This window comes from Gymnodinialimonas ulvae (assembly GCF_037543845.1).
Classification (GTDB): Bacteria; Pseudomonadota; Alphaproteobacteria; order Rhodobacterales; family Rhodobacteraceae; genus Gymnodinialimonas; species Gymnodinialimonas ulvae.
Map to the genome: position 1 here is coordinate 150481 of NZ_JBBIFX010000001.1, position 12285 is coordinate 162765.

The 12285-nt window shown below is 63.2% G+C and carries 13 protein-coding genes; 10 read left to right on the forward strand and 3 right to left on the reverse strand.

What is annotated here, in order from left to right; all coding sequences use genetic code 11:
• Window positions 1-162: 162 nt before the first annotated feature.
• The 3 genes from choW to choV are packed head-to-tail and all read left to right on the forward strand — an operon-like array spanning window position 163 to window position 2467.
• Window positions 163-1059, forward strand: a complete 897-nt coding sequence (choW, locus tag V8J83_RS00660; protein WP_339985924.1) for a choline ABC transporter permease subunit — start codon at window positions 163-165, stop codon at window positions 1057-1059.
• Entirely contained in the window at window positions 1056-1457 is a 402-nt protein-coding gene (locus tag V8J83_RS00665; RefSeq protein ID WP_339982335.1) for a GFA family protein, read from the forward strand. Before choW ends, V8J83_RS00665 begins: the two co-directional genes overlap by 4 nt.
• Window positions 1454-2467 carry a choline ABC transporter ATP-binding protein gene (gene choV / locus V8J83_RS00670; RefSeq protein WP_339982338.1) on the forward strand — a complete coding sequence of 338 codons (1014 nt, stop codon included), beginning with the start codon at window positions 1454-1456 and terminating at the stop codon, window positions 2465-2467. Before V8J83_RS00665 ends, choV begins: the two co-directional genes overlap by 4 nt.
• A gap of 68 nt (window positions 2468-2535) precedes the next feature.
• Here choV and V8J83_RS00675 read toward each other — a convergent pair whose 3' ends face one another.
• From V8J83_RS00675 to V8J83_RS00685, 3 genes are all read right to left on the reverse strand, one after another.
• On the reverse strand, window positions 2536-3594 hold the full coding sequence (locus V8J83_RS00675) for an acyl-CoA dehydrogenase family protein (protein WP_339982340.1): 1059 nt from the start codon (window positions 3592-3594) through the stop codon (window positions 2536-2538).
• Window positions 3595-3601: 7 nt separating this feature from the next.
• On the reverse strand, window positions 3602-4789 hold the full coding sequence (locus tag V8J83_RS00680) for an acyl-CoA dehydrogenase family protein (RefSeq protein WP_339982343.1): 1188 nt from the start codon (window positions 4787-4789) through the stop codon (window positions 3602-3604).
• A 66-nt stretch (window positions 4790-4855) separates the two neighbouring features.
• On the reverse strand, window positions 4856-5182 hold the full coding sequence (locus V8J83_RS00685) for a HesB/IscA family protein (RefSeq protein ID WP_339985926.1): 327 nt from the start codon (window positions 5180-5182) through the stop codon (window positions 4856-4858).
• A 94-nt stretch (window positions 5183-5276) separates the two neighbouring features.
• Here V8J83_RS00685 and V8J83_RS00690 point away from each other — a divergent pair, with 94 nt between their 5' ends.
• The 7 genes from V8J83_RS00690 to scpB all read left to right on the forward strand — a co-directional run bounded on the left by V8J83_RS00690 (window position 5277) and on the right by scpB (window position 12255).
• Window positions 5277-6449: a deoxyguanosinetriphosphate triphosphohydrolase gene (locus tag V8J83_RS00690; RefSeq protein WP_339982345.1), complete on the forward strand. Its 1173-nt coding sequence runs from the start codon at window positions 5277-5279 to the stop codon at window positions 6447-6449.
• A gap of 37 nt (window positions 6450-6486) precedes the next feature.
• Entirely contained in the window at window positions 6487-6852 is a 366-nt protein-coding gene (locus V8J83_RS00695) for a hypothetical protein (protein ID WP_339982348.1), read from the forward strand.
• A gap of 81 nt (window positions 6853-6933) precedes the next feature.
• A complete protein-coding gene (argS, locus tag V8J83_RS00700; protein WP_339982351.1) occupies window positions 6934-8661 on the forward strand; it encodes an arginine--tRNA ligase in 1728 nt (575 codons plus the stop codon).
• Window positions 8662-8737: 76 nt separating this feature from the next.
• Window positions 8738-9772: an SPOR domain-containing protein gene (locus tag V8J83_RS00705; RefSeq protein ID WP_339982354.1), complete on the forward strand. Its 1035-nt coding sequence runs from the start codon at window positions 8738-8740 to the stop codon at window positions 9770-9772.
• A complete protein-coding gene (nagZ, locus tag V8J83_RS00710) occupies window positions 9769-10773 on the forward strand; it encodes a beta-N-acetylhexosaminidase (protein ID WP_339982356.1) in 1005 nt (334 codons plus the stop codon). The genes V8J83_RS00705 and nagZ overlap by 4 nt, the downstream gene beginning before the upstream one ends.
• Window positions 10766-11560: a segregation and condensation protein A gene (locus V8J83_RS00715; protein WP_339982357.1), complete on the forward strand. Its 795-nt coding sequence runs from the start codon at window positions 10766-10768 to the stop codon at window positions 11558-11560. Before nagZ ends, V8J83_RS00715 begins: the two co-directional genes overlap by 8 nt.
• Window positions 11557-12255, forward strand: coding sequence for an SMC-Scp complex subunit ScpB (gene scpB, locus V8J83_RS00720; RefSeq protein ID WP_339982360.1), 699 nt, complete (start codon window positions 11557-11559; stop codon window positions 12253-12255). Before V8J83_RS00715 ends, scpB begins: the two co-directional genes overlap by 4 nt.
• Window positions 12256-12285: the final 30 nt, after the last annotated feature.

Sequence of the window (12285 nt, forward strand, 5' to 3'; positions counted from 1 at the left end):
CACACCCAACCCCTTTCCATCCCGACCCGCTCGCGCCATGATCGGCCCGAGCAAGGGAAGGGGCCCCGCATCATGTCATGGCTAAGCGATCTGCGCGCCTGGTGGGCCGAGGACGGCATCGCCGAATGCACCTTCCCCAACGATCCCGACATCACCGGCCCGATCACCTTCCTGACCGAGTGCAAGCTGCGCATCGGCGACGCCGCCGAGGCCGTGTTCGACACCCTGCAAGCCAACCTCTCCGGCGTATTCGATGCCATTGCCGCCGGGCTCGAGCTCCTGATCGACGCCATCCTCGCGCTCCTCCAGCAGCCTCCCAACACCTCCTGGATCTCCGACATCCGCCTGCGTGACGCGGCCTTTCTCTATCCGCCCGACTGGCACCCTTTCGTCATTATCGCGCTGCTCACCGCGCTCGTCTGGCGCCTGCATCGTACCTGGAAAGTCGCCGCGCTTGTCGCATGCGGCTTCCTCTTCATCGTCAACCAAGGCTATTACGAGGAAACCACCGAAAGCCTCACCCTCGTGCTGTCGGCCTGTGTCGTGTGCATGGGCTTGGGCGTGCCCATCGGCATTGCGAGCGCCCACCGTCCGCGCCTTTACGCCTGGATGCGGCCCGTCCTCGACCTGATGCAGACGCTGCCGACGTTCGTCTACCTCATCCCCGCCATCGTCTTTTTCGGCATCGGCATGGTCCCCGGCCTCATCGCCACGGTCATCTTCGTGCTCCCCGCCCCGATCCGTCTTACGCATCTGGGCATCTCCTCCACCCCCACCGCGCTTCTGGAGGCCGCCGATGCCTTCGGCGCGACGGGCCGTCAAAAACTCTGGAAGGTCGAGCTGCCCTACGCCACGCCGCAGATCATGGCCGGCCTGAACCAGACCATCATGCTCTCGCTTTCGATGGTCGTGATCGCCGCCCTCGTCGGCGCCGACGGCCTCGGCGTACCTGTCGTGCGCGCCCTCAACCAGGTCAACACCGGCCTGGGCTTTGAATCCGGCTTCATCATCGTCGTGGTCGCCATCGTCCTCGACCGCGCGCTTCGGGTGCGCACTTGAAGGGCGCGTGTCATTGCGGCGCGGTCACGCTGGACGTGGAGCTCTCCGAGGGCCTCGCCACCGCGCGCCGCTGCGATTGCAGCTTCTGCCGGATGCGCGGCGCAGTCACCGTTTCCGCCCCGCGCGACGGCCTGCGGGTCGTGACCGGCGCGGAACACCTCGCGCTCTACCAATTCGGAACCCGGCGGGCGGAGCATTATTTCTGCCGCCTGTGTGGGATCTACACCCACCACCGCCGCTTCTCGAACCCGGATGAATACGGCGTGAATGTCGCTATCCTTGTGGGCCATTCCCCCTTCGATTTCGACACCATCCTCGTCCTGGACGGCCAAAACGATCCCGCCGGCACCTCCACGGAGCCGGTCGTGGGAACCCTCACCTACAAGGCGCACAAATGACCACCGCCGTCTCCTTCGAAAACGTCTGCATCATGTTCGGCCCACGCCCGGCGCCCGCGCTGAAGCTTGCCGACGATGGCAAGGACCGCGCCGAGATCCAACGCGAGACAGGCCATGTCCTCGGCGTGCATGAGTGCTCGCTCGATGTGGAATCGGGCGAAATTCTCGTCCTCATGGGCCTTTCGGGTTCAGGCAAATCCACCCTCCTGCGGGCGGTCAACGGCCTCAACCCCGTGGCGCGCGGCCGCGTGCAAGTTCACGACAAAGACTGGTCCTGCACCCTGCCCGGCACCACGGCGCAGGACCTGCGCCACCTGCGCCAAAACTGCGTCTCGATGGTGTTCCAGCAATTTGGCCTTCTGCCTTGGCGTTCGGTCCGCGAAAACGTAGGCTTGGGCCTTGAGCTGGCCGGGCAAGGCGCGGCGGAACGCGCGGCCAAGGTCGATGAACAACTCGCCCTCGTCGGGCTCAGCGACTGGGCAGATCGCAAAGTGGGCGAGCTATCGGGCGGCATGCAACAACGTGTGGGCCTGGCCCGCGCCTTTGTCACGCAAGCCCCGATCCTTCTGATGGATGAGCCGTTCTCCGCCCTTGATCCGCTGATCCGCACCAAGTTGCAGGACGAACTTCTCGATCTGCAACGCGACCTCAAGCGCACCATCATCTTCGTCAGTCACGACCTCGACGAGGCCTTCAAGATCGGCAACCGTATCGCCATTCTGGAGGGCGGGCGCATCGCGCAAATCGGCACCCCGCGACAGATCTTTTCGGAACCCGCCACCGATTATGTTGCGGATTTCGTCGCCAACATGAACCCGCTTGGCGTTCTGACCGCGCGCGATGTGATGCAGGACATCCCCACCGATCACGCGCGCATTTCGGCGGAAACCCCGATCCGTGATATCCTGAAACGCTTCGCCGAAACCTCGGCGCCCCTCTCGGTCGAACAGGACGGAGAGGTCATCGGTACCGTCACCCCCGACAGCCTGGCCGCCCGCCTCGGGGCCTGACCGCGCACGCAACTGCCAGACCGGGCACGGGTCCCTGCTTCCTTGTTTCAAAAATACTCAAAAATCCCTCACCGCTGCGTCAGCGCCGTCATCAGCCGTTCGAGGTGCCAATCCGTATCGCCCAATTGCGCGTCGATCATCACCAACCGCTTGGCAAAATGCGCCAGCGGATAGTCCCATGTGATCCCGATCCCACCATGCATCTGGATCGCCTCCTCCGAGACCTGCCGCGCGATTTGCCCCACCAGAAATTTCGCCTGCGCCGCGCGCTTGGCAAATTCCGGCCCCCCCTCTGCCGCGGCGGCAAGGATCACGATGGACCGCGCCTGTTCGATCTCGATGCCCAGATCAATCGCCCTGTGTTGCAGGGCCTGAAACGCGCCGATGGGCTGGCCGAATTGTTTGCGGGTCTTGAGGTAATCCACCAGCAGGCCTTGCACGATTTCCATCGCGCCCAAGGCCTCTGCACACAGCGCCAGCGCGCCCGCATCCAGTGCGTCTTCCAAGGCGCCACGGGCATCCGCCAAAACCAGTGTTCCGGGCGTGTCATCCAGAAACACCTCCGCCGCGGGCCCGCCATCGATCATGCCATAGCCTGTGACCTGCGCGTCCTCGGCCTTCACCTCGAACAGCGCCAGCTTGCCCTCCGACCACGCCGCAATCAAAAGCCGCGCCGCGCCCGCTCCGCCATACACCAAGGATTTCCGTCCCGTCAGGCGACCCGCCTGGGCGCGGGTTTCGATCCCGTCCAGATCGTAGGGCGCGTCCAATTCGCCGATCCCCACCGCGACCGGCTGCCCGTCCAGAACCGGCGCGACATCGCGCCCTGCCGCTGCGAGGAGTCGGAGGCCGAGAAGCATCGGCAACACCGGCTCCGGGCACAGCGCCCGGCCAAGCTGTTCAAACACAATGGATATGTCGAACCCCGTGCCACCCATGCCACCGGCCTCTTCGCACGCCAAAGCATAGAACACTCCAAGCTCCGTCAGCCCCGACCACGCCGCCTCCGAATGCCACGGTGCGGCATAGGCCAACTCCGCGCGCGCCGCGATTGGGCAGGCATCGGCCAGATATCGCGCCAAACTGTCCGCCAGCATCCGGCGATCATCGCTCGTTTCGAAATTCATCCGCGCATCATCCCCCCCGAAAAGCCAACTTACCCAGAATATTGCGCTGTATCTCGTTCGACCCGCCATAAATCGAGATCTTGCGGTTGTTGAAATACCCGCTCGCATTGTGCCCGTGGCCCTGCGGCGCAATCGCCAGATTATCCAGATCCTCCGACGGAAACGGGGCCGCCGCGGGGCCCAGGGCCCGGCGTGCCAGATCGTTCAGTTCCTGCCGGATTTCCGTGCCCTTGATCTTCAACATCGACGGCTCCGCGCCCAACTCGCCGCCCGAGGCCGCCTTCGACAACATGCGCAGGTTGGTGATCTTCACCGCCTCCAATTCCGCCTCTACTCGCGCCACGCGCGCGGCGAAAAGCGGGTTTTCGATCAAGGCCTTACCGCCTCGCTTCACCTGCCGGGCCAACGCCTTCACCTGTGCCAGCGCCTGCACCGAGAACCCCGTGCCCGCAATGTTCGTCCGTTCGTGTCCCAGCAGGTATTTCGCGATCGTCCACCCCATATTTTCCTCACCCACAAGGTTCGCGACGGGCACGCGCACGTCGGTGAAAAACACCTCGTTGACCTCATATCCCCCCTCGATCAAGCGGATTGGGCGCATCTCGATCCCAGGCGTGTCGAGGTCGATCAGAAGAAAGGAAATCCCTTCCTGCGGCTTGCCGTCAAACCCGGTGCGCACCAGACAAAAGATGCGGTTCGCGTATTGCCCCAGCGTGGTCCAGGTCTTCTGACCGTTCACCACGTAGACATCGCCGTCCGGATCCGCGCGGGTCTTCAGAGAAGCCAGATCCGACCCCGCGCCGGGTTCGGAATAGCCCTGACACCACCAATCGCGCCCATCCAGAATGCGCGGCAGATACTCGGCCTGCTGCGCGGGCGTGCCGAATTTCTGCAACACGGGCCCAAGCATCTTGGTGCCGAACGGGACAATGCGCGGCGCATTGAACTTGGCGCATTCCTCCTCGAAAATGTGCAAATGGATCGGGCCCCAATCCTGTCCGCCGTGGGCCTTGGGCCAGGTCCCGGCCAGCCAACCCCGGTCATTCAGGATGCCGTGCCAACGCTCCATATCCTCGCGCGTCGGGCCTTCGCCGCGACCAACGCGGTCGGCGATCTCGGTCGGCAGGGCCTCGGACAAAAACGCCCGTACCTCGGCCTGAAACGCCTGTTCTTCCGGAGAAAAATTCAGATCCATCGCACCCTCCCTTGGCTCGCAAGACAGGGTAGCACCGCGCCGCAAAAGCGCCAGCCCGATGGCGTGTTACATCGAAAAAGACGTCCCGCAGCCGCAGGAGGAGGTCGCATTGGGGTTCTCGATGGTGAACCGCGCGCCGATCAGCTCTTCGGTGAAATCGATCACCGCGTCGGCCAGAAACGGCAGTGAAACGCTGTCCACAACGACCTTCTGACCTTGTCCTTCAAGCACAAGGTCATCGTCGCCCGGCGCGTCCAGTTTGATCTCGTATTGAAATCCCGAGCAGCCGCCGCCCTCGACCGCGACGCGCAGGGCCTGCGGGATCTCGGCGGTGTCGTTGATCTCGGCGAGCCGCGCAAACGCGCGATCGGTTACTTTTGGGGGAACAGTCAGCATTCAGATCACCTGTCGCATTCAGCGTCCTGCAAATATATGAAAGGGCAGGGTCGGGGACAAGGCAGTGCCCGATGATGACGGAGGCAGACCCATGCGCGCGCGTTTCGCTTGCGACCCGATGGACACGCGCGGACGGCAGGTGGCCGAGGAAGAAAGCGCGCATCGCTCGCCATTTCAGCGTGACCGCGACCGGATCATCCATTCTTCGGCCTTCCGCCGCCTCAAGCACAAAACGCAGGTGTTCGTCGAGCACGAGGGGGATTATTTCCGCACCCGCCTGACCCATTCGCTTGAGGTCGCGCAGGTCGCCCGAACCATGGCCCGTGCCTTGGGGCTGGACGAGGATCTGACCGAAACCGTGGCCTTGGCCCACGACCTCGGCCACCCGCCCTTCGGCCATACCGGCGAGGATGCCTTGCAGGCGCTGATGGCGCCCCATGGCGGGTACGATCACAACGCGCAGGCGCTCAGGATCGTGACCCATCTGGAGCGTCACTATGCCGATTTCGACGGCCTCAACCTGACGTGGGAAACACTGGAAGGCATTGCCAAGCACAACGGTCCGGTTTTGCCGCCGCTGCCGTGGGCGTTGCAGACCTGTTGCACGGAGCTCGATCTTGAGCTTGCGACCCACGCCAGTGCCGAAGCCCAAGTCGCGGCGCTGGCCGATGATGTCGCCTACAACCACCATGACCTTCACGATGGACTGCGCGCGGAGCTGTTTTCCACCGATGAATTGGCCGAATTGCCGATCCTGCGGGAGTGTTTCGCGGCTGTGGACAAGCGCTATCCCGGGCTGAACTACTATCGCCGCCGGCACGAGGCGCTGCGGCGCTTCTTTGGCGTGCTGGTGGAAGACGTTCTGGCCTGCGCACGGGCGAGTCTTGCGGAAATCGATCCACAAAGCCCTGTGGATATCCGGTTGGCAGGTCGCCCGATTATCCGTTTTTCCAAGGGTTTGTTCGACGACCTCAAAGTCATTCGTAAATTTTTGTTCAAACGCATGTACCGCGCGCCGTCGGTTGTGGTCATGCGTAGGGAAGTCACCCAGGTGATCGAGGATCTGTTTCCGTTCTTCATGGCCAATCCCGACGAATTGCCCAAGCAATGGCGCAAGGATGTCGAAGAGATCGCGGGCAGCGAGACGGCGCTGGCACGGATCGTTTCGGATTACATCTCGGGCATGACCGACCGCTTTGCGTTGCAATGCCACCAACAGTTGATCGGTGGCGCGGATCACGGCACACTGCAAGGGCCCCTATAGCGCCCGCAAAGACGGCGCCCCATACCGGAGCCTGAGCATGCCCAACCCCTTTCGCCTCGCCGCGCCCATCGCGGCCTGCCTTACCTTCACGTCGCTGGCGCAAGCCTTCCCGCAGGACGGTCAATTCTACCTCGGATTCTCCTGCCCGGCGGGCGGCTTCACGCCCGGAACAGAGAGCACGGCCTCGCTGTCGTTCCCCACGCTGTGCCTGTTCGAGCAATGCTGTGATTTGTCGAACCCGATCAACATTCGTGATATGGACGAAACGTTTCTCTACGATGGGCAATGCAGCGCCGAGGGCATTGATTTCGAGGCGCGTTTGCTGGTTGGAGAGGCTTCCATCGACGGGATGGTCGTGGTTTTGAACAACAATGCCTACACCTACGCGCGCTGCGAGCCCTGACGCTTGGCACGCTGTCACACCCAAGATTGACGCCACAGGCCATGGTGATACACCCGCGTTGACCGTTTCAAGGACACCGCAATGACCCTGTTCGACCAGATCCGCGAGGCCGTTCTCGCCGCCATCGATACGCTTTCTGCCGAGGGGACGCTGCCCGCGGGGGTTGAGACCCGTGCGATCACGGTCGAGCCGCCCCGCGACGCGGCCCATGGCGACATGGCAACCAACGCCGCGATGGTGCTGGCAAAACCGGCGCAGATGAAACCGCGCGATATCGCAGAAGCGCTGGCCGCAAAGCTGGCCGAGGACGCGCGCATCGACACGGCCGAGGTCGCAGGGCCGGGCTTTCTGAACCTGCGGCTCGCCGCTTCTGTCTGGCAGGGTGTGGTCGGTGATGTCCTGCAATCCGGCGCCGCGTACGGGCGCTCGAAAAAAGGTGAAGGTCGCCGCGTAAACGTCGAATATGTCAGTGCAAATCCCACTGGCCCGTTGCATGTCGGTCACACTCGCGGCGCGGTCTTTGGCGACGCATTAGCCTCGCTTCTGGATGCGGCGGGCTTTGACGTCACCCGTGAATACTACATCAACGACGGCGGCGCGCAGGTCGATGTCCTCGCGCGGTCCGTCTATTTGCGCTATCTCGAAGCCCACGGGCAGGAGGTTGCGTTCGAGGATGGAACGTACCCCGGCGACTACCTTATCGAGGTCGGTCAGGCCCTCAAAGACAAGGTCGGCGATCAATTTGTCGACAAGGGCGAACAATTCTGGCTGGCCGAGATCCGTGAATTTGCCACCGAGTGCATGATGGATCTGATCCGTGCCGATCTGGCACGGCTCGGCGTCAAGATGGACGCTTTTTTCAGCGAAAAATCTCTCTACGGGACGGGCCGGATTGAAGAGGCGATCAACGATCTGCGCGACAAGGGCCTGATCTATGAAGGCGTGCTGGAGCCCCCGAAAGGCAAGACGCCCGAGGATTGGGAGCCGCGCGAACAGACGCTGTTCAAGTCGACCGAACATGGCGATGACGTGGATCGTCCGGTGATGAAATCCGACGGCTCCTGGACCTATTTCGCGCCGGACATCGCGTATCATTTCGATAAGGTTTCCAGAGGCTTCGACGAGCTTATTGATGTATTTGGGGCCGATCACGGCGGCTATGTCAAACGCATGAAGGCGGCGGTTTCGGCACTCTCGGATGGCAAAGTGCCGCTTGATGTGAAGCTGACGCAGCTGGTCAAACTGCGCCGTGGCGACGAAGAGCTGAAGATGTCGAAACGCGCGGGCACCTTCGTGACGCTGGCCGATGTGGTCGAGATGGTCGGCGCCGACGTGACCCGGTTCCACATGTTGACCCGCAAAAACGACGCGCCACTGGATTTTGACGTCGAGAAGGTGCGCGAACAATCCAAGGACAACCCGGTGTGGTACGTCCAATACGCCCATGCGCGCATTCATTCCGTGTTGCGCAAGGCGGCCGAGGCCGAGATGCAGCCCGACGCGGCGCAGCTTGCTTCGGTGTCGGATCCGGCGGAGCTTGCATTGGCCGCCAAGCTGGCCGAATTCCCCCGCATGATCGAAGCCGCAGCTCAAAGTCACGAGCCGCATCGCATTGCGTTTTACCTCTATGACCTCGCCTCCGACTTCCACGCGCTGTGGAACAAGGGCAACGCCGTGCCGCATCTGCGCTTCTTCCAAGAGGATGATCCATCGGCAACATCCGGGAAACTTTGCCTGATTTCCGCCGTGGCGATTGTTATTTCGAACGGCCTTGGTATCTTAGGCGTCAAGCCGGTCGAACAAATGTGAGGCAAAAGACCTCCTGCGCGCGCCGGTCGAGCAGTTGACATCGGGCCGTCCAAAGGCTCGGGCGAATGAGGCAGGTATGGCAGATATCCAATATTCCGGGGGGTATTCCCCCGATTCCGGTCAGAATTATTCCCATGACGAGACGCAGTCGGCGGCGGATGTCGGGCGCGTGACGCAATTGATCAACTGGGCCGCGGCGATCATCTCGATCGGTCTGGTTGTGGGCATGGCGATCTGGGCGTGGCAGCTCTTGATGCGCGACGTGACCGATGTTCCCGTGATCCGCGCTATGGAAGGCCCGATGCGCGTTGCCCCCGAAAATCCGGGCGGCGCAGTGGCCGAAAACCAGGGCCTTGCCGTCAATCGGCTGGCCGAAGGGGAAGAGGCTGCGCCGGTTCCCGATCAGCTGGTGCTTGCACCGCCGCCGATGGATTTTGACGACGTGCCCGAGTTGGAACAGGCGTTTGAAAGCGCGTCCGTTGCCACCCCCACGACCGCGGACGAGACACCAGAGGGGCCCGCAGTCGTGCTCGAAACGGAGGCCGAAGCCGCGGACCCGGGCGCAACTGACGATACCGAAGCGCTGATCCAGCGTCTGCTGGCCGAGGCGCAACCTCTTGAAGGCGTTGAAAATCCAGAGTTCACCAGCGCAGCTGACGCGCCATCGCCTGTGGCCCGGGCAGAGGTTATCCCGGTCTCCGTGCCCGGAGTGCGCCGGTCCCTGCGTCCGCAGATCCGCCCCGCTTCCCTGCAGGCCCGCGCCGAAGCCGTCGCTGCCGCAGCCCCCGCCGTCGCCGAGGTAGCGGACGATGCGCCCTTAAGTGCCGATGAATTCGAAATCGCCGCAACCGAACTGGAAACGGGCACCCGCCTGGTTCAGCTTGGTGCATTCGACACGCCCGACCTGGCCCGCGCGGAATGGGCAAGACTTGCGCAAACGCACCCGGATTTCTTCCTTGGCCGCGCCCGCGTGATCGAAGAAGCCGCCTCGGGTGGGCAGACGTTCTATCGCCTGCGCGCCCATGGGTTCGCGGATCTCTCCGCCTCGCGCCGGTTTTGTGCGGCACTCGTCGCGCAAGGGGCGGCCTGCATCCCGGTCACGGTCCGGTGACGCAAGCCGCAACGATCCTGGGCTGTGCCGGACCGACCCTGTTGCCGGAGGAGAAACGCTTCTTCTCCGAAGCGCAGCCGTGGGGCTTTATCCTGTTCACACGAAACATCAACGACCCCGCGCAAATCACTGCTTTGACTTCAGAATTGCGCAATGCGGTGGGGTGGGCGGCCCCCGTCCTGATCGACCAGGAGGGCGGGCGCGTGCAGCGCATGCGCGGGCCCTATTGGCGCGACTGGCACCCGCCGCTTGATATGGTGGCAAAGGCGTCCGATCCGGCGCGCGCGCTCTACCTGCGCTATCGCCTGATCGCCGAAGAATTGCGCGCCGTCGGCATTGACGTGCAATGCGGCCCGACCGCTGATGTCGCGCGCGATGCCACCCATGCCTTCCTGCAAAACCGCCTCTACGGCTTCGATCCGGACACCGTGATCGACCTGTCGAACGCGGTAGCCGAGGGCCTGACCGACGGTGGCATCCACCCGGTCGTCAAACATATCCCCGGCCATGGCGCGGCGACCGTCGACAGCCACCATGATCTGCCCCGCGTCAGCCTGGATCGCGACACGCTCGACGAGACGGATTTTGCCGTGTTCGAGCAGATGGATCACATCATGATGGGGATGACGGCCCATGTCGTTTTCGAAGAAATCGACCCCGAATTGCCCGCGACCTTGTCACCGAAGGTGATGAAAGTGATCCGTGAAGACATTGATTTCGATGGTCTTTTGATGACGGACGACCTGTCGATGGGCGCGCTTCCCGGCACAATTGGCGAGCGGGCCGCCGCCGCGCGCAAGGCCGGGTGCGACATGATCCTGCACTGCAATGGCGATCGCGCCGAGATGGAGCAGGTTTTGGAAAACTGCGGTCGGCTCAGCGGCGCCGCGCAGGCGCGCGCCGACACCGTGATTGCCCGCCGACCCGAGGTGCAACCGCTTGACATCCAAGCCGCCGAGGCGGACCTTTCAGCCCTTCTGGGCGGAGAGGTTTATGTCTGAAGCCGGGCAAACCGCAAACAGCGACAATTGGGATCAGGTGAGCGCGCGGCGAGAGGCCGAGGCGCTGATTGTCGATGTGGATGGCTTCGAGGGTCCGCTTGACCTGCTGCTCACGCTCAGCCGCACGCAGAAGGTGGATCTGCGCAAGATCTCGATCCTCGCGCTCACGGAGCAATACCTGGCGTTTATCGAACAGGCCCGCCAATTGCGCATTGAACTGGCCGCCGATTACCTTGTGATGGCGGCTTGGCTTGCGTTCCTGAAGTCGAAGTTGCTGTTGCCGCCGGAACCGGGTGAAGAAGGGCCGTCAGGCGAAGATCTCGCAGCGCATCTCGCCTTCCAACTCGAACGGCTGGCCGCGATGCGCGAATGTGCCGCCAAGTTGATGGCGCGCGACCGCCTTGGTCGCGACCGTTTCGTGCGCGGCGCCCCGCAAGCGATGACCACCAGCCGCAAGATCACATATACCGCCGGCCTTCTCGACCTCATGCAGGCCTATGCCCGCATCCGCACGAAGGACGATTTCCGCCCCTATGTGATGGACCGCGAGAAGGTTCTGACGATGGAGGAGGCGCTTGATCGGCTGCGCGGCATGGTCGGCTACATGGGCGAATGGGCCGATCTGATGTCATATTTGCCCGAGGGCTGGACGGGCGACGCGAAATCTCGCCGCTCGGCCACGGCGGCCAATTTTGCGGCCGCATTGGAGTTGACGAAGGCCGGAAAGGTTGAGATCCGCCAATCCGATACGTTTGAGCCGATCCAAATGCGCCGGAAGGACACATGACAGACAACGCGCCCGACAAGACCGAAGACAGCCTGTTCCGCGCACCGCCCCTGGCTGAGCAGGAGCGCATGATCGAGGCGTTGCTGTTTGCCTCCGCCGAGCCGGTCAGCTTGCCCGAGATGGAGGCGCGCATGCCGCACGGCTCCGATCCGGCCGAAGCCATGGTCCTACTGCGTAAACGCTACGAAGGGCGCGGGGTGCAGGTCGCCAAAATCGGCGATGCCTACGCCTTTCGCACCGCTGCCGATCTGGGGTTCCTCATGGCGCGTGAGCAGGTCGAACAGCGCAAGCTCAGCCGCGCCGCCGTCGAAACACTGGCCATCGTTGCCTATCACCAACCCGTCACCCGCGCCGAGATCGAAGAGATCCGCGGCGTGTCCGTCAGCCGCGGCACCGTCGATCAATTGATCGAGCTGGGGTGGATCAAATTCGGCCGCCGCCGCATGACGCCGGGCCGCCCGGTCACCTATGTCGTGACGCCCGAATTCCTCGACCACTTCGGGCTGGAAAACGCGCGCGATCTGCCGGGCCTCAAGGAATTGCGTGACGCGGGCCTTTTGGAAAGCCGCCCCCCCGATGCCGAAGGCGAAGACGGTACCGATCCGTCACGCGACCTCGACACCGATGACATGTTCGACGACGACGCCGAGGCGGCGCTGGACGATGGGCTGATCCACGACGACGACGCGCCTTAAGCCTTCTTTCATTCCCCGTTCGTTTTGCCA

Excerpts from the sequence above, each read along its gene's own strand:
- choV (WP_339982338.1), top strand. The coding sequence starts at position 1,454 with ATGACCACCGCCGTCTCCTTCGAAAACGTCTGCATCATGTTCGGCCCA.
- V8J83_RS00675 (WP_339982340.1), bottom strand. The coding sequence starts at position 3,594 with ATGAATTTCGAAACGAGCGATGATCGCCGGATGCTGGCGGACAGTTTG.
- V8J83_RS00680 (WP_339982343.1), bottom strand. The coding sequence starts at position 4,789 with ATGGATCTGAATTTTTCTCCGGAAGAACAGGCGTTTCAGGCCGAGGTA.
- V8J83_RS00690 (WP_339982345.1), top strand. The coding sequence starts at position 5,277 with ATGCGCGCGCGTTTCGCTTGCGACCCGATGGACACGCGCGGACGGCAG.
- V8J83_RS00695 (WP_339982348.1), top strand. The coding sequence starts at position 6,487 with ATGCCCAACCCCTTTCGCCTCGCCGCGCCCATCGCGGCCTGCCTTACC.
- argS (WP_339982351.1), top strand. The coding sequence starts at position 6,934 with ATGACCCTGTTCGACCAGATCCGCGAGGCCGTTCTCGCCGCCATCGAT.
- V8J83_RS00705 (WP_339982354.1), top strand. The coding sequence starts at position 8,738 with ATGGCAGATATCCAATATTCCGGGGGGTATTCCCCCGATTCCGGTCAG.
- V8J83_RS00715 (WP_339982357.1), top strand. The coding sequence starts at position 10,766 with ATGTCTGAAGCCGGGCAAACCGCAAACAGCGACAATTGGGATCAGGTG.
- scpB (WP_339982360.1), top strand. The coding sequence starts at position 11,557 with ATGACAGACAACGCGCCCGACAAGACCGAAGACAGCCTGTTCCGCGCA.